A 15,982-nucleotide genomic window follows, 5' to 3' on the forward strand; every position below is an offset into this window, starting at 1 on the left:
ACACCCTAGGTCAGTGCCGCGACTGCGGATACCGTTGCAACCGACCAGAACGAAAGGGTGCACACGTGATTCGCTGCGTGCGGTTGTTCACCGGAGCCGACGAGCAGTCCCACGTCGAGATCGGCCGTCTCGACCTGACGCCGGGTCGCAACGACGACCTGGTGTCCGCGGCGATGTCGTCGACGAAGGTGACGGCGGAGGAGACCGCCAGCGGCGGCACGCTGGCCTGGCACACCGCACCGGTGCGCCAGCTCGTCGTCACGCTCGCCGGCACGCTGGCGTTCACCACCCGAGACGGCGAGGAGTTCACCCTCGCCCCCGGCGACGTGCTGCTGGCCGAGGACACCGTCGGTTCCGGTCATCAGTGGCGCCTGGTCGACGCCGACCCGTGGCGCCGGCTCTACATCGTGCTCGCCGACGGAACCGAAGTCCCGTTCGTCGCTGACTGACCCCGGACTGACCCTCAGTGCCCGGCGACGATGTCGGCTTCGTCGACGGTCACCGGCTCCTTGGCCGCGGGCAGCAGCGAATACAGCAGGCACACCACCGCGAAGAACAGATAGCCCAGCGCCACTTGGGGATTGGCGGCCCATGCGATCTCGGGCGCGTGGATCAGGCCGACGAACGACAGTGCGGCGGCCACCACCGACGCCAGTGCGGCGTAGCGGAACTTCTTCTCCAGGATGAACGTCACCATGGTGCCCAGCAGCAGGCCGACCAGGATGGCGCCCTCGCCGAGCGTCTGCAGACCGTCGTAGACCACACCGGCGCCACCGAGGGCGTCCATGCCGACCTTGGCCGCCGACGTTCCGGCTGCGTTCAGCGCGTTGTCGATCAGCCCGCTGGCCCATTGGGCGAGGTTGGGCAGCAGTGCCGCGACGACCGCCACCGCGTGTAGCCGCGGCACGGCCTGGAAGGCCTGAGCGCCGATCAGCAGACCGATGTAGAGCAGGATCGGCACGATCGCGGGCACCGGCAGCAGTGCGGCCAGCACCCCGAACAGCCCGAGGAAGCACAGCAGGCCGATCACCACGCCGCTGGCCAGCGAGTAACCCGCGCGGCCGCCGGCGTCCTTCCACCCAGGGTGACCGATGTAGACCGCAGGCGGGAACGGTGAGCCGAACGCCGAACCGATCACCGCGCCTGCGCCGTCGGCCAGCAGCACGCTGCGCAGGTTGTAGTTGTCACCCGCGGCGGCCGCGCTCTCCACGTTGCTCATCGCCTCGGTGAAGTTGTAGACGCCCAACGGGATTGCGGTGCCGAGCAGCGGTGCCAGGTGGGCAAGTCCGGACCCCAACAGGTCGAGGCGAAGGTCGGGGATGCCGATTGCGATGTCGGCGACGGCCTGGCTGACATCGGGTGCCGACATGAATCCACCGATCCAGCCGATCGCGGTGCCGACCAACAGCGCCACCAGACCGACGGGGATGTTGCCCGGCAGCTTCACGTCGGTGAAGAACCCGATCAGGATGATCGCCAGGACCGGCAGGCCGATCCACGCGGCCTCCCACATCTGGGCGGCCGGGCGCATCGAGATGAACGTGATCGAGATGCCGGCCAGGGTCCCCAGCATCGCCGCGCGCGGGGTGAGCTTGCGAATGTAGGGCCCCACGAAGCCGCCGATGATCACGATCACGCCGATCATGAACGCCCAGGCCAACCCGGCCTTCCACGCTTCGATGGGATTCTTGGTGGCCAGGTAGACCGGCAGCATCACGACGAAGACCACGATGAACATGTGCGGCACACTCGGCCCGTACGGCAGCGCGGTGACGTCGTCGCGGTTCTCTTTCCGCGCCAGTCGTCGTGCCAGGAACGTGTAGTAGAGGTTGCCCAGCACGAGGGCCACACCGAGCGCGGGCAGAACGGTCCCCAGCACGTCGTCGGCGGGCAGCTTGACGACGCCGATCATCAGCGTGGTCAGGGTCAGGACGTTGACCAGAATGTTGAACCCCAGCCCGAAGAACGCGTTGAGATCGCCTCGGGTCCACCACGGGATCTTCAGCTCGCTCGGCGGTGTCGCGGGCTCGGTGACGTCGGTGCTCATCGGCATGCCTTTCTGGCGCGTCGGGACATCGAGCGCTACCTGGAGATTCTCGACGCTCGCATTCCAACCAGGGGTCAGTTGTGTGTCATTCGTGTTAGTCCGCAGCGGGACCCTGGTTCGACACCGCGCAGGGGTCGTGCTCTAGTGCTGAGGTGCTGGAGTTCACCGTCGAGGACCTGTCCGCCGAGGACATCGAACGGCTGCGGGCGATCTACGAACCGCTGGCGGTATCGGTGCGTGAGCTGGTCGACGCGACGATCCGCACCGAGGTGGACGCCGAGACCGTCGCCGCGGTGAAGGCCGATATCGACGCGGCGACGGCCCGGCTGCGGAGCAAGCAGATCGACGGCGCATTCGGGGTGAAACGGACCCCGTCGGGGCGGAGCATCAGTTGGGGCAATGCCGTGATCGGTCTGCGCAATCCGACCGCCCCGCCGCTGGTGATCCACCGCGATGAGGACGACCGGCGCTGGGCCGACTTTCACCTCGGTGCGGCCTACGAAGGCCCGCCCGGGCATGTGCACGGGGGAGTGTCGGCGCTGATTCTGGATCACGTGCTCGGCGAGGCGGCCAGTCCCGACGCCAAACCGCGCTTCACCGGCAGCATCACCGTGCGGTACCTGCGGGCCTGTCCGCTTGGTCCGCTGCACTCGGAGGCTCAGATCACCCGCGTCGACGGCGTGAAAACCTTTGTCTCCGGCTATATCTCCGACGCCGAGGGCATCACCGTCGAAGCCGACGGCGTCTTCATCACTCCGCGCTGGCTGCGCGACTGACTGCGGTAGGTTCCAGCCATGGAGAAGGTGATAGTCACACTGCGGACCGCGGCCGCCGACGACGAGTGGGCCGAACAACTGCGGGGTCCGGTCGCGCAGGAACTGCTCGCGCTCGGGCTGCCGGGGCTGACGATCAACGTCCGCGACCGTGATGTTCGCGAGTCGATGATGACGTTGACGACGCTGGATCCGCCGGTGCAGGGACTGATCAGTGTGTGGACGCAGCAGTACTACGGCGATCAGATGCTGATGGCGCTGGAGCTGCTGGGCCACTACGCCGAGGAGATCGCCGCCTACTTGGTGACCGAGTCGGCTCCGTTGCCGCCGCCGTCGACCCAGCCCGGCGAGCGGTCGCCCGGGCTGGCCAACATGGCGCTGCTGCGCAGGCCCGCCGACATGGACGAGCGCACCTGGTTGGCCCGCTGGCACGGCAATCACACGCCGGTGGCGATCGCCACCCAGTCGACGTTCACCTACGTGCAGAACTATGTGGTGCGCGCGATCACCGAGGACGCCCCGGTACTCAACGCGATCGTCGAGGAGCATTTCCCCATCGAGGCGGTGGGGAGCCTGCACGCGTTCTTCGGCGCGGCCGATGATGCCGACCTGCAGAGCCGCATGGAGCAGATGGTCGCCAGCACAGCGGCATTCGGTGCCAACGTGAACATCGACGCGGTGCCCACCAGCCGCTACAACTTCCGCAGCCCGTTTTCGGCATGACCACCCTCGACGAGGCAGTCGCGCTCGCGCAGGCCGACCGGGGTCTCGCGGTGGTTGCGACACTGCGCGCCGACAACACCATTCAGGCGTCATTGGTGAACGCGGGGATCGTCGCGCACCCGGCCACCGGCGAACCGGTACTGGGGTTCGTGACCTATGGCCGGGTCAAGCTGGCGAACCTGCGGGCCCGGCCCGCGGTGACGTTGACGTTCCGCGCCGGCTGGCAGTGGGCGTCGGTGGAGGGGCGCGCCGAACTCGCCGGCCCCGACGACCAGCCGCAGTGGCTTGCGTCGGCGGACCAGCTGCGGCTGTTGTTGCGCGAGGTGTTCACCGCGTGCGGTGGCACGCACGACAACTGGGATGAATACGACCGCACGATGACCGAGCAGGGCCGCGTGGTCGTGTTGGTGGCGCCGACCCGGGTGTACTCCAACGGTTGACAATTCTTGTCGGTGGGTCGAACTAGTGTTCGAAGTATGGTTTCGATCGACGGCCTGCTGGAGGCGCTCGACGATGTCGTAGAGGCCTTGGCTGCAGTCGATCTCGATGTCCTGGACCCGCCGGATCGGTTCAGGGTCTTGGAGCGGTTGGAGACCGCGCGCCGTCGTCAGGTCGCGGTGTCGCACGCCCTGACCGCGCGGTTGGCGCAGTTCGAGGGCTGCCCGCCGGTGCCGATCACGCTGGCGGATGTGTTGCGGATCAGTCCGCGGGAGGCCAAGCGTCGCTTGCGGGATGCCGAGCAGGTGGCACCGCGTCGGGCGTTGACCGGTGAGCCGTTGGCGCCGCTGCTGCCGGACACCGCGGCGGCCTGGCACGCCGGGCAGTTGGATGGTGAGCATCTGCGGGTGATCCAGAAGTTCTTCCGCGATCTGCCCGACCACGTCCCGGCGGTGGAGGTGGAGAAGGCCGAACGCACACTGGCCGGCCACGCCCAAACGATGCGGCCCGACCAGTTGGAGAAGATCGCCCACCGGTTGGCGCTGCACCTCAACCCCGACGGGAAGTTCTCCGAGGAGGACCGCGCCCGTAAACGCGGGTTCGTCTGGTGCGGTGGACAAGGCGTGGACGGGATGAGTGTGGGCCGGCTGATCGCCACGCCGGAGTTGCGGGCCCTGCTCGACGGGTGGTTCACCAAGTTCGCCGCACCCGGGATGTGCAACCCCGCCGACCAGACCCCCACCCTGGCCCCGTCGAACGAGGTGGCCGACCGTGATTTGCGTAGCCACGGCCAACGTCAGCACGATGCGTTGACCGCACTGGTGCGGGGTCAGCTCGGTGACCCGAAACTCGGTCAGCACAACGGGTTACCGGTGACGGTGATGGTCTCGGCCACCCTGCAGGACCTTCAGGCCGCGACCGGGCATGGGGTCACCGCCACCGGAACCCTGCTGCCGATCCCCGACGTCATCCGGATGGCCAGCCACGCTTATCACTACCTGGCCCTGTTCGACGGGGTGCGCGGGCAGGCGTTATGGCTGGGCCGCACCAAACGCGTGGCCTCGGCTGATCAGCGGATCATGTTGCACAGCAAGGACCGCGGCTGCACCCGCCCCGGCTGCGACAAACCGGGATACCTCACCGAAGTCCACCACGTAGACGAGTGGGCCCAGGGCGGGCTGACCAACATCGACAAGCTCACCCTGGCGTGCCCCGCTGATCACCGACTCCTCGATCACGGCTGGAAAACCCGAAAACTCGCCGACGGCGACACCGAATGGATCCCACCGCCGCACCTACCCATGCTGCGCGGCGGCGTCAACACCTACCACCACCCCGAACGACTGCTGGGGAGCTAGGTCTCACCTGCCGGGCTGTGGCTGCACGCCGCAGCGTGCCGCACCGTTAGGGTGTGCCGCGTGACGCTGCTCATCGACGACGAGAACCGGGTTCGCACGATCACCCTCAATCGCCCGGACGCCCTCAACGCCTTCAACGAGGCGCTCTACGACGCCACCGCTGAGGCACTGCTCGCCGCGGCCGAGGATCCCGAGGTCGCCGTCGTCATGATCACCGGAGCGGGCCGCGCATTCAGCGCCGGCCAGGATCTGGGCGACATGCAGGAGCGCATCACCAATCCCGACTTCGTCCAGGGCGCACACGGATTCCCGGGCCTGATCACCGCGCTGAGCCAGTTCCCCAAGCCGCTGATCTGCGCGGTCAACGGGGTCGGCCTTGGTATCGGCACCACGATCCTGGGCTACGCCGACCTGGCGTTCATGTCGTCGACGGCGCGGCTGAAGTGCCCCTTCACCAGCCTGGGGGTAGCTCCCGAGGCGGCGTCGTCATATCTGTTGCCGCAGTTGATCGGTCGGCAGAACGCGGCGTGGCTGCTGATGTCCTCAGAGTGGGTGGATGCCGCGGAAGCACTGCGCATGGGTCTGGTCTGGCGGGTCAGTGAGCCCGACGAGCTGATCGCCGACGCCCGAAAGCACGCCGAAGTGCTTGCCTCCCGGCCTATTTCGAGCCTGATGGCGGTGAAGCAGACGATGACCGAACCGGCCCGGCCCGAGATCGCCGCCGCGACGGCGCGGGAGAATGCGTTCTTCGAGAAGTTGATGGGTGCTGCGGCCAACGCCGAGGCGCTGGCGGATTTCCACCGCGGAAAGGCCTAGATCAGCTCGCCCGGGCCGTGTCGCCGAGGGACGCGAAATGCTGTTCGATGATGGCTCGCACCGTGCGACGGCACCGGCCGCAGTCGCCTCCGGCGCCGCAGGCCGCGGCGACCTGCTTGGATGTGCACGCCCCGCGGGCAACGGCCTCGGTGACCGTGGCGCTGGTCGCCCCCGCGCAGAGGCATACGTACATCAGCGATTCACTCTCGTCGCAGGGCGGTGTCGCACACCGGTCATATTAGCCGAGACTAACCTTAGTTAGGTACCCCTACAACATGCCGTCTCATCCAGCTGAACAAAACCGCCATCGTCCTTGCATTAGGGTGATTCCGGCTGCCAGTCGGGCGGCGTGAGTGGGGAGACGTCATGCAAGGTGATCCGGAAGTTCTTCGCTTGCTCAATGAGCAGCTGACCAGCGAACTGACCGCCATCAATCAGTACTTCCTGCACTCCAAGATGCAGGACAACTGGGGATTCACCGAGCTGGCCAAGCACACCCGCGACGAATCCTTCGACGAGATGCGCCACGCGGAGGCCATCACCGATCGAATTCTGCTGCTCGACGGCCTGCCCAACTACCAACGACTCGGCTCGCTGCGCGTCGGGCAGACCCTGCGTGAGCAGTTCGAGAGCGACCTGGCCATCGAGTACGAGGTGGTCGCCCGGCTCAAGCCGGCCATCATCGTGTGCCGCGAGAAGCTGGACTCCACCACGGCCAATCTCTTCGAAGAGATCGTGGCCGACGAGGAACACCACATCGATTACCTCGAGACGCAGCTCGAGTTGATGGACAAGCTGGGCGTGGAGCTGTACTCCGCGCAGTGCGTGTCACGACCCCCGAAGTGACCTACGGCCGGTCTTCGGCCCGCCACGCGTAGACCATGCACACTTCGCTCTGCACGGCGCCGTAACGCTCGCGCTCACTGGCAAACCAATACGTTGTGAACCCCTGCGCTTCGAGCATGTCGATGATGACGTCTTTGGTGGCGAAGTACTCCACTTCCAACACCACCTGACGGACCATGTCCCACTGGGTCGGCGTGATGCCCTGCAGCACTGCGACTTCGGCGCCCTCGACATCGAGCTTCAGGATGTCGATGCGCGTCAGGCCGTACTCCTCGATGACCGACGACAGCGGGACCAGGGTGGCCGTCACCGTGGTGGTGCGGCACATCCACGCGACCACCGGGCGCACCGCGGCCCGGCGCACGGCGAGCGGAGCGACCGGGATGAAGCCCGCCACATCGGCCACGAACCGGTCCAGCCGCTGGCGTGCGAACTGCGCATCCCGCGTGCTCCACAGGGAGAAGTTCGGGTGGTGCTGAAACACCACCGTCTCGTTCGTCGCGGACAGGCCGCGGTTGATCGGGTGGATCATCAGGGACGCACCGGGCCGGGCGCCCATTGCGGCCGCGTACTCACCGCGATTGGCGGCCTCGGCGTTGACCGCCAGCACCGAGTAGGTGGTGGGCATCGGCTCGAACGCGAACACCTCCGCCTCACCGCGGCAGCGCAGCGCCGCGAACAAGGTGAACATGCCGATGTTCGCGCCGGCGTCCACAACGACTGCGCCGGGCCGGAAGTCGATGTGGTCGCCCTTGGCGTAGACCGAGTCCGCGCCGAAGATCTCCGGGTACAGGAAGTTGGTTTCGATTCGCTGCCACTGATGAATTCGCATGCCGTTGGGCAGCGTCACCGGTGTGCCGCCCGGTCTCGTCCGCAGCCTCGTTGCGGCCAGCCAGCCCGCCGCCAGAACCACCGCCCCCGCGAGACTGCCGATCATCGCGCGCAGGCCTGGAAGATAGTTCACCCGGGTATTGTCGCTGAGCTCAAGCCCGGTCGGCGAAAAACTAGAACACGTTCCAGATCGGGGTGACGCGGCGTACCATCACGCCATGAGCCGAATCGGAAACTTCCCTGACGACGACGTCGCGGGCTGGATCGTCAAGTCTCCTGACCTGGGAACGGCGATGGCCGCCTTCTCCCACGCGGTGTACAGCGACAAGAACCGGCTGCCGATGCGGGTGCGTGAACTCGCCCGCGCGGTGATCGCCCAGGACAACGAATGCGTCTTGTGCCAGAACACCCGGGACGCCGACGGGCCGGCGGCCGGTGTGGACGAGGAGCTCTACGACCACGTGCTGGAGTGGAAGACGTGGGAGGGCTACAGCGAGCAGGAGCGCATCGCCGCGGAGTTCGCCCACCGGTTCGGAACCGACTGGGCCAAGCTCAAATACGACGACGACTTCTGGGATCGGGCTCGTGAGCATTTCTCCGACGAGCTAATGGCCGACCTCACGCTGTCCTGCGCGATGTGGGTGGGCATGGGCCGCATGCTCAGCACGCTGGACATCGGTCAGAGCTGCAAGCTGACCTTGCCGAGCCGCGCATAGCGGCTATCCGTCGCATCCGGCCGGTGCGGTCGGCACAATGGCTGCCATGACCACACCGCCGGCCGGCGCACCCATCGGGCAATTGGACGCCGACGGCGTCGACACCGTCGTCGGAACCTTCGTCAATCCGGCCGGCTTGACCCATGCCAAGACCGTGCCGGTCCGCCGGGTCAACGCGTTCGCCGATCCCGGGCTGGGCTTCAGTCCGGTCACCCACGGCTTCGCCATCGACCGTGCCGGGATCGCGTTCGCCCCGGGGATCAGCGTCGTCGGTGACCAACGGATCCGCATCGATCTCGACGCGCTGCGGGTCATCGGCGATGGCCTCGCGTGGGCGCCGGCCTCGTTCTTCGACCAGGACGGCAACCCCGTCCCGGCGTGCGCGCGCGGGACTCTCGGACGCATCGAGGCCCGGTTGGCCGACGCCGGCCTGCAGGCGTTGGTCGGCCACGAGATCGAGTTCCTGCTGGTCGATCCCGAGGGCAACCGGCTGCCCGGCAACCTGTGGGCCCAATACGGGCTGGCCGGGGTGCTGGAATACGAAGGCTTCGTTCGGGATGTGACCGCGGCGGCTGCGGCGGCCGGTGTCGGCATCGAGCAGTTCCACCCCGAGTACGGCATCAACCAGTTCGAGATCTCCCTGGCCCCGAAATCGCCGGTGGCTGCCGCCGACCAGCTGATCTTGGCCCGCATCATCATCAGCCGGGTGGCCCGCACATACGGACTGCGGGTGAGCCTGTCGCCGGTGCCGTTCGCCGGAAGTGTGGGTTCTGGTGCACATCAACACTTTTCGCTGTCACGCGGCGACACCCCGGTGTTCTCCGGCGGGACCGGCGCGCAGGGGATGACCGCCGAAGGGGAGAGCGCCATCGGCGGCATCGTCTCCGGGCTGCCTGCGGCACAGCTGATCTTCTGCGGGTCGATCGTGTCCGGTCTGCGGATGAAGCCCGGCAACTGGGCCGGCGCCTACGCATGCTGGGGTACCGAGAACCGGGAAGCGGCAGTGCGTTTCGTGCGCGGCGGACATGGCAACCCGTACGGTGCCAACGTCGAGGTCAAGGTCGTCGACCCGTCGGCCAATCCGTACTTCGCCACCGCCGCGATCCTCGGCCTCGCTGCCGACGGCATCGAGAACGGCGCTGCATTGCCGCCGGAGACGACGGTCGACCCGGGCACCGTGTCCGACGACGATCGCGCGGCCGCGGGAACCGTTGCCCTCAGTACCGACCAGGCACACGAGATCGCCGCACTCGACGGCTCGCCCCGGTTGCGGGCGATCCTCGGCGATCCTGCCGTCGACGTCCTCGTCGCCGTTCGCCGCTACGAGCATGAAATGTATTCGCACCTCGATCCTGAGGCGCTGACCGATAAGTTCCGGATGGCGTGGAGTATCTGAGTGTCTGTATCCGCCTCGGCACTCGGCGACCACATCGCCGGTATCCGTCTGGTGGACAACCACGTTCACGGCTACTGGCTGACCGTCGGTGATCGCAGGCGCTTCGAGAACGGGCTGAACGAAGCCAACATCGAACCGCTGGCCGACTTCGACTCCGGCTTCGACACCCAACTCGGATTCGCCGTGCGGGCGCACTGCGCGCCGCTGCTCGGGCTTGCCGAACATGTTGACCCGCAGACTTATTGGGAACGCCGCAGTGAGCTGACCGAAGATCAGCTGGCGCGGCTGTTCCTGCCTGCCGCCGGAGTGAGCGACTGGCTGGTCGACACCGGCCTGCCCGGCGCCATCGCAGGGCTGCCCGAGATCGCCGACGCGTCCGGGGGCGAGGTCGGCGAGATCGTCCGTCTCGAGGAGGTCGCCGAGCAGGCCGCCGCAGCCGGGGGCGACTACGCCGATGCGTTCCGCCGGATCCTGCACCAGCGCACCGAGACAGCGATCGCCACCAAGTCGGTGCTGGCCTATCGCGGCGGCTTCGACGGCGATCTGTCCCAACCCAGTGCACGCGATGTCGCCGCCGCGGCAGCCCGCTGGCGCGACGCCGGGGGAGTGCGACTGACCGACCGCACGCTGCTGCGGTTCGGTGTGCACGAAGCTCTTCGGCTGGGCAAGCCGCTACAGTTCCACGTCGGCCTCGGCGACCGCGACTGCGATCTGCACCGGACCAACCCGATGTTCTTGCTGGACTTCCTGCGCGGGTCGGGCACCACGCCGATCGTGCTACTGCACTGCTACCCCTACGAGCGCGAAGCCGGTTATCTGGCACAGGCTTTCAACAACGTCTACCTTGATGTCGGCCTGAGCATCAACCATCTCGGGGCCCGCGCCGAGGCTTTCATCGCGCGCACCCTGGAGTTGGCCCCGTTTCGCAAGATCCTGTACTCCTCGGACGCTTTCGGCCCCGCCGAGCTGCACTATCTGGGGTCGCGGCTCTGGCGGGCGGGGATGGCCGCGGTGCTCTCCGGGTTCGTGGCGCGCGACCAGTGGAGCGAGGCCGACGCCATCCGGGTCGCCGACCTGATCGGGCGCGACAACGCCCTCCGGGTCTACGGTCTCTAGTGGTCGCTGGTCGTCAGGCCGGCGGGAAGTGCTTCCAGTGCGCCATGTCGGCCGGCCCCGTGCAGATCAGCGGCACCCCATAGACCTTGGGTTCCCATTCGTCACCGGCCACCCGCTGCTGTGCGGTGGTTCCAGGCGTGGTGCACGGCAGCGCGTTGGCCGCCTCGCCGACCAACGGCCCGGTCGCCATCCACACACCGCTGGCCGCGCAGATCAGCGTGTTCCTCTGTGCATCGAACCCGAAGACGAAGCCCGGGCTCGGTGTGCAGGGTGTTCCGCCGACGACGTTCTGGGCGACGTTCGGCACACAGGCCGGGGAGTGGCACGACGTGGCCGACGCGGGAGCGGCCAAGGGGATCGCAGCACTCACCAGTCCCGCCGCGACGACCGACCCAACGACGATTCTGCGCATCTGTGCCTCCTGACGACGGTGCCGGTCCGGCCTGCTCAGACTAGCGTCGCGAGCCCGGGCCGGTGCTCAGATCAGCCCGTTCGCGTCCGAGATCCTCGTGGCGTCGGCCGTCGAGTCGGGATTATTGGGGCCGTTGGACCCTCGCGCACCCGCTTGCTGTGAGGTGACTCTGATTCCCATGCGCTCGTCTCTGATGCTCGTCGCCGGGATTGCCGCGATCGCCCTTACCGCGTGTGGTCCGACGGGCGGTCTACCGGCGAACACCAGCGTGGTCACTGCTGCGCCGTCGACGCTCACGCAGACTCGGACCGTCGCACCGTCCGCACCGCCGCTGCGGCAGTCGATGCAGGCGTGGTGGGACAAAGTGCAGGACCATGTCAGGGCAATCCAGTCGGCAACGGAAGCGGTGTCGGCGGCAGCGCAGGCTAACGACGTCGTATCGCTGAGCACGGCATGCGCGAGATACCACGACGGAGTGGCTGGACTGCAGGGCCACATGCCACCGCCTGATCCCGCTTTCGGCGCCGAGTTCCAGGCCGGACTCTCGGACTACGACGTGGCTATGCACTTTTGCATGGCGGCAACCGACGACATCGACGCCAACGAACTGCGGCACTCGCTCGAGTTCCTGCGATCAGGCAACGCCGCGATGGGCAGAGCAGGCACGATTCTGGATCAGGATCTCGGCGAATCGGTCCGGCTGGGCTAGGCGGCTCAGACCAGCCCGGTCGCGTCGAACATCCACGACATGTCTGCGCTCGCCAGGTCCTCGAGCCAGGTCGGCGGCGCGAAGCTGGTCAGCCCGTTCATGTCCCAATAGTCCTTCCACAGCGTGATCTTGCCGTCGGAGACCTTGTGCACCGTGACAAAGCGCAGCACGCCCTGCTCACCGGACGTGAATGTCCATGTCTCGGAGTGCTCGTACATGGTGTCCACGCCGTTGCTCACCAGCACGCCGTCGTGGTTCTCGTAGCCGGCCAGCGGCTCGAGCCCGATCTTGAGCCGCTTGACGATGTCCTCGGGGCCGCGTGCTGCGGCGATCGGGCCGACCGGCATGTCGACGTAGATGCAGTCATCGGACAGGAACGTCTTCAGCGTTTCCCAGTCCCGATTCGACAGCGCCCTCCACATGCCCAATACGGTCTGAGCCACGTCCGTGGGGACCGCTGAAGTGTCAATTGACATGGGCCAGCTCCGTTTCCGTCGTCGTCGTCGTTCCCGGTGCCGCCGTCGCCCGGCCCACCCGCAGGAAACTGCCGGTCCGTTCGGACCCGAGCACGGGTGTCGGTTCGCCGTCGCGGACCACCGCACGCCCGCCGATCAGGACCAGATCGACGGCGTCGTTGTTGCGGTTGACCATCCGGGGCAAGCCGTCGTACTGCTCGACGGGGTGCTCGGCGTAGTCGTCGAGGCGACTGTCGAGGCGCTTGGGATTGATCACCACCAGATCGGCCCGATCGCCGACCCGCAGGTGGCCGGCGTCGATCTGGTACCAGTCGGCCAGCTCACCGGTCATCCGGTGCACGGCCTGCTCGACCGACATGAAGGGGCGGCCCTTGCGATCGGCGTCGCGTACATGACGCAACAGCCGCAGACCGTAGTTGTAGAACGCCATGTTGCGCAGGTGCGCACCGGCATCGGAGAAACCCATCTGCACACCTGGGTCGCGGGCGAGTTTCTTGAGCACCTCGGGCCGGTGATTGGAGATCGTGGTGCGCCAGCGCAGCTTGGTGCCGTGCTCGAGCACCAGATCCAGGAAGGCGTCCACCGGATGCAGCTCACCCCGGTCCATGCCGACCTGCCCGAAGGACTTGCCCACCACCGTTTCGTCGGGGCAGGCGACGATCTCGGCGTCGAAGAAGTCCCGATGCCACACCCGGACGCCGTACTTGGTGTCGTAGTCCTTGCGGAACTGGCGGCGGTACGCCTCGTCGGCCAGCAGCGCGTTGCGCTCGACCTCGTCGCGCAGGTGCAGCGCGGCCGCTCCGGAGCCGAACTCCTCGAACACCACGAGATCGATGCCGTCGGCGTACACCTCGAACGGAACCGGCAGGTGCTGCCAGCGGAAATCGCCGCCGAACTTGTTGGTCACCTTGGCCAGCGGGCCCAACAACAGAATGGCGAACGGATTGGACTTGACGTCGGCCGCCGACAGCAGGCTGGTCTTGAGCTTGTCGCGCAGCACCGGGAGTGATTGCGCCACTTGCGAAATCAGGTTCATCGGGTTCTGGATGTCCGGCCCGGACTGCAGCACCCGCCCACGCTTGCGCAGCAGCGACTTGAGCCGGCGCAGCTCGCGGGGCTTGGCGTAAGTCGACGGGAGCGTCCGCGACCGGCAGGTCTCGCCGTCGATCTTGTCGAACAGCAACTGCATCGAGGACATCCCGACGAACCCGGCGTCCAGCGCTTCGGTGAGCATGCGCTCCATCTCGGCCTGCTGGGCAGCGTTGGGCCGCACATCGTCTCGGGTCGCGCGATCCAATCCCATGACCGCGGTTCGCATGTCGGAGTGGCCGATGAACGCCGCGATGTTGGGTCCCAGCGGCCGCGACTCCAAGGCTTGGATGTACCCCTCGGCGGTGGTCCAGGTCTTGGCGTCATCGATCGCGGCGACGACGTGCTCGCGCGGAATCGCCTCGACCCGGCCGAACAGGTCGCCGGCGTCGCTGCCGCCGACGTGGATCGTGGACAGCGAGCAGGAGCCGATCATGATCGTCGTGACACCGTGGCGCACCGACTCCGGCAGGCCCGGACCGCCCAGCACCTCGACGTCGTAATGAGTGTGGATGTCGACCATCCCCGGCAGCACCCACCGGCCACCCGCTTCGACGACGTCGTCGCAGCCGGTCACGTCGAGGGGGCGCAGGCTGACCGCGGCGATGCGGCCGTCGCGGATGCCGATGTCCCGGATCCCGGACGGTGCACCGGTTCCGTCGAACCACCGGCCGTTGCGGATGATTGTGTCGAAGCTCACGAGCGTCAATAGAACCGTTTGCTTGCACGAGTGTCAACGATTTAGTGGACACTTTCTTCGATCTGTTTACTCCATGTGTGCCCAGGCATCCGGCTGCCGTCCGTCGACATCGACGAAGCCGTACGCGCGTGCCAGATCTGCTGCGGACACCGACCGCTGATGCCAGCGCGACCTGTCCTCATCCGCGGCGATCGCCGCGATTGCGCGGCCCACGTACCGCGGTGTCTCCGATTCCGCGAAACCCGGCGGTGCGTCCGCATCTCGCCAGTTCTCCTCGGTGACGCCGAAGTGCTCGAGCATGATCTCCGAGCGCATCCAGCCGGGCGTGACGGCGACGGCCGTCGCGCCGTACGGGGTCAGCTCGTGACCGAGCGCGAAGGCCATCCGGTTTACCGCAGACTTGACCGCGTCGTAGAACACCGAAATGCGATAGTTCGCCGCGTTGTATTCGGCTGTGCCATCGGTCATCTCGATCAGTAGGCCCCCCGGTCGATCTACCATCAGCGGCAACAGCGCGTGCGCGGTGATCAGGTGGGTGTCGATGCCGAGACGGAGGATGCGCAGCCCGTCGGCGATGTCGAGTTCCCAGATCGGGCGGTTCCACTGTGGCGGCTCACCCTTGAGGATCTCGGCACCCCAGATGTCGTTGACCAGCACGTCGATGCGGCCGAACTCCGACCGGATCCGGTCGGCCAACCCGCGCACCTGCTCGGGATCCAGATGATCGACCTGGATCGCCACCCCGGTGCCGCCGAGGTCGTCGACCAGCGCAGCCGTGCCTTCGATGGTCTCCGGCCGGTCATAGTCGGACCCACCGCGCCCTGTGACACTGCTGCGGCCGGTGCAGATGACGGTCGCGCCTGCCTCACCGAGTGCCGCGGCGATGCCGCGCCCGGCACCCCGGGTGGCACCGGCCACGACAGCGATCCGGTCCGCGAGTGCACCGCCTGACGACATGGGCCCCAGGCTAGTCACGCCTCGTGGCCCGGTTCCAGGTCCTTGACGTCGGTGAACGTGACGAGATCCCCGAGTTCCTCCGGCGCGGCCCCGGCCACCGGCTCGGTCAGGTGCCCGACGTGATCGCCCAGATCGAAGCGCTCGAGAATCCTCCCCGCGAACCAAGCCGCGGCGTCGTTGAGGATCGGCAGACCTTCGGGCCCCTCCCGCCACCGGCAGCGGCCGAACTTGTCCACCCGGTCGCCGGTCTCGCTGCCGAACAGCCGCGCCAAGTCGCGGTGCTCCTTGGCCAGCAGGTGCACGGCCAGATGAGTCGCGCCCTCGGCGGCGACTCGATAGGTGTGGTTCTTCTTGGACAGCCCGACCAGGAATCGGGACGGATGAATCGACACCTGGCTGCTGAAGCCGACCAGACAACCCGCGCGCTGATCGCCGACCCGGGTTGTCACGACGAACATCGGATAGTCCAACAACCCGACCACCTTCTCGAACGCCTCGGACCCAGCCAGTACGTCGCGGTCTGCCATGCCTGCACCTCCGGTGATGATCGTCAGCTTCAGCTCACGCTTACCCAGAAGG

19 protein-coding genes are annotated in these 15,982 nt (G+C 67.1%); 11 read left to right on the forward strand and 8 right to left on the reverse strand.

What is annotated here, in order from left to right:
- Positions 1–65: 65 nt before the first annotated feature.
- Positions 66–449, forward strand: coding sequence for a hypothetical protein (locus AB4879_RS24870; protein ID WP_370509708.1), 384 nt, complete (start codon positions 66–68; stop codon positions 447–449).
- Between the two features lie 14 nt (positions 450–463).
- Here AB4879_RS24870 and AB4879_RS24875 read toward each other — a convergent pair whose 3' ends face one another.
- Positions 464–2,047, reverse strand: coding sequence for a regulator (locus tag AB4879_RS24875; RefSeq protein ID WP_370509709.1), 1,584 nt, complete (start codon positions 2,045–2,047; stop codon positions 464–466).
- Positions 2,048–2,199: 152 nt separating this feature from the next.
- On the opposite strand from AB4879_RS24875, the gene AB4879_RS24880 reads away from it, so the two are divergent.
- The 5 genes from AB4879_RS24880 to AB4879_RS24900 are packed head-to-tail and all read left to right on the forward strand — an operon-like array spanning position 2,200 to position 6,155.
- Positions 2,200–2,823, forward strand: coding sequence for a PaaI family thioesterase (locus AB4879_RS24880; RefSeq protein WP_370509710.1), 624 nt, complete (start codon positions 2,200–2,202; stop codon positions 2,821–2,823).
- A gap of 18 nt (positions 2,824–2,841) precedes the next feature.
- Positions 2,842–3,543 carry a hypothetical protein gene (locus AB4879_RS24885; protein ID WP_370509711.1) on the forward strand — a complete coding sequence of 234 codons (702 nt, stop codon included), beginning with the start codon at positions 2,842–2,844 and terminating at the stop codon, positions 3,541–3,543.
- Positions 3,540–3,983, forward strand: a complete 444-nt coding sequence (locus tag AB4879_RS24890; protein WP_370509712.1) for a TIGR03618 family F420-dependent PPOX class oxidoreductase — start codon at positions 3,540–3,542, stop codon at positions 3,981–3,983. Before AB4879_RS24885 ends, AB4879_RS24890 begins: the two co-directional genes overlap by 4 nt.
- A gap of 36 nt (positions 3,984–4,019) precedes the next feature.
- Positions 4,020–5,339, forward strand: a complete 1,320-nt coding sequence (locus tag AB4879_RS24895; protein WP_370509713.1) for an HNH endonuclease signature motif containing protein — start codon at positions 4,020–4,022, stop codon at positions 5,337–5,339.
- A 60-nt stretch (positions 5,340–5,399) separates the two neighbouring features.
- A complete protein-coding gene (locus AB4879_RS24900; protein ID WP_370509714.1) occupies positions 5,400–6,155 on the forward strand; it encodes an enoyl-CoA hydratase/isomerase family protein in 756 nt (251 codons plus the stop codon).
- A 1-nt stretch (position 6,156) separates the two neighbouring features.
- Here the strand turns inward: AB4879_RS24900 and AB4879_RS24905 are convergent, their stop codons facing one another.
- Entirely contained in the window at positions 6,157–6,348 is a 192-nt protein-coding gene (locus tag AB4879_RS24905; protein WP_102806288.1) for a bacterioferritin-associated ferredoxin, read from the reverse strand.
- A 173-nt stretch (positions 6,349–6,521) separates the two neighbouring features.
- Here AB4879_RS24905 and bfr point away from each other — a divergent pair, with 173 nt between their 5' ends.
- On the forward strand, positions 6,522–7,001 hold the full coding sequence (gene bfr / locus AB4879_RS24910; RefSeq protein WP_083119154.1) for a bacterioferritin: 480 nt from the start codon (positions 6,522–6,524) through the stop codon (positions 6,999–7,001).
- A gap of 1 nt (position 7,002) precedes the next feature.
- On the opposite strand, the gene AB4879_RS24915 is transcribed toward bfr, so the two are convergent.
- Entirely contained in the window at positions 7,003–7,965 is a 963-nt protein-coding gene (locus AB4879_RS24915; RefSeq protein WP_370509715.1) for an FkbM family methyltransferase, read from the reverse strand.
- Positions 7,966–8,050: 85 nt separating this feature from the next.
- Here AB4879_RS24915 and AB4879_RS24920 point away from each other — a divergent pair, with 85 nt between their 5' ends.
- From AB4879_RS24920 to AB4879_RS24930, 3 genes are read left to right on the forward strand one after another with little or no spacing between them, the layout of a single operon-like run.
- Complete coding sequence (locus AB4879_RS24920) at positions 8,051–8,548, forward strand: carboxymuconolactone decarboxylase family protein (protein WP_083119157.1); 498 nt, start codon at positions 8,051–8,053, stop codon at positions 8,546–8,548.
- Between the two features lie 37 nt (positions 8,549–8,585).
- Positions 8,586–9,944: a glutamine synthetase gene (locus AB4879_RS24925; protein ID WP_370509716.1), complete on the forward strand. Its 1,359-nt coding sequence runs from the start codon at positions 8,586–8,588 to the stop codon at positions 9,942–9,944.
- On the forward strand, positions 9,945–11,060 hold the full coding sequence (locus tag AB4879_RS24930) for an amidohydrolase family protein (protein WP_370509717.1): 1,116 nt from the start codon (positions 9,945–9,947) through the stop codon (positions 11,058–11,060). It abuts the gene before it with no gap.
- 13 nt (positions 11,061–11,073) lie between these two features.
- Here the strand turns inward: AB4879_RS24930 and AB4879_RS24935 are convergent, their stop codons facing one another.
- Positions 11,074–11,472: a hypothetical protein gene (locus AB4879_RS24935; RefSeq protein WP_370509718.1), complete on the reverse strand. Its 399-nt coding sequence runs from the start codon at positions 11,470–11,472 to the stop codon at positions 11,074–11,076.
- Between the two features lie 178 nt (positions 11,473–11,650).
- Here AB4879_RS24935 and AB4879_RS24940 point away from each other — a divergent pair, with 178 nt between their 5' ends.
- The gene (locus AB4879_RS24940) at positions 11,651–12,181 is read left to right on the forward strand and encodes a hypothetical protein (RefSeq protein WP_370509719.1); all 531 of its coding nucleotides are present in this window, start codon (positions 11,651–11,653) and stop codon (positions 12,179–12,181) included.
- Between the two features lie 5 nt (positions 12,182–12,186).
- Here the strand turns inward: AB4879_RS24940 and AB4879_RS24945 are convergent, their stop codons facing one another.
- The 4 genes from AB4879_RS24945 to AB4879_RS24960 all read right to left on the reverse strand — a co-directional run bounded on the left by AB4879_RS24945 (position 12,187) and on the right by AB4879_RS24960 (position 15,930).
- Positions 12,187–12,657, reverse strand: a complete 471-nt coding sequence (locus tag AB4879_RS24945; RefSeq protein ID WP_370509720.1) for a limonene-1,2-epoxide hydrolase family protein — start codon at positions 12,655–12,657, stop codon at positions 12,187–12,189.
- Positions 12,647–14,446 (reverse strand): amidohydrolase family protein, encoded by a 1,800-nt coding sequence (locus AB4879_RS24950; RefSeq protein WP_370509721.1) that lies wholly within the window; start codon positions 14,444–14,446, stop codon positions 12,647–12,649. The genes AB4879_RS24945 and AB4879_RS24950 overlap by 11 nt, the downstream gene beginning before the upstream one ends.
- Positions 14,447–14,512: 66 nt before the next feature.
- Positions 14,513–15,403, reverse strand: coding sequence for an SDR family oxidoreductase (locus AB4879_RS24955; protein WP_370509722.1), 891 nt, complete (start codon positions 15,401–15,403; stop codon positions 14,513–14,515).
- A gap of 14 nt (positions 15,404–15,417) precedes the next feature.
- Positions 15,418–15,930, reverse strand: coding sequence for a flavin reductase family protein (locus AB4879_RS24960; RefSeq protein WP_370509723.1), 513 nt, complete (start codon positions 15,928–15,930; stop codon positions 15,418–15,420).
- Positions 15,931–15,982: the final 52 nt, after the last annotated feature.

The sequence above is a fragment of the Mycobacterium sp. SA01 genome (genome assembly GCF_041287105.1).
Lineage (GTDB): Bacteria > Actinomycetota > Actinomycetes > Mycobacteriales > Mycobacteriaceae > Mycobacterium.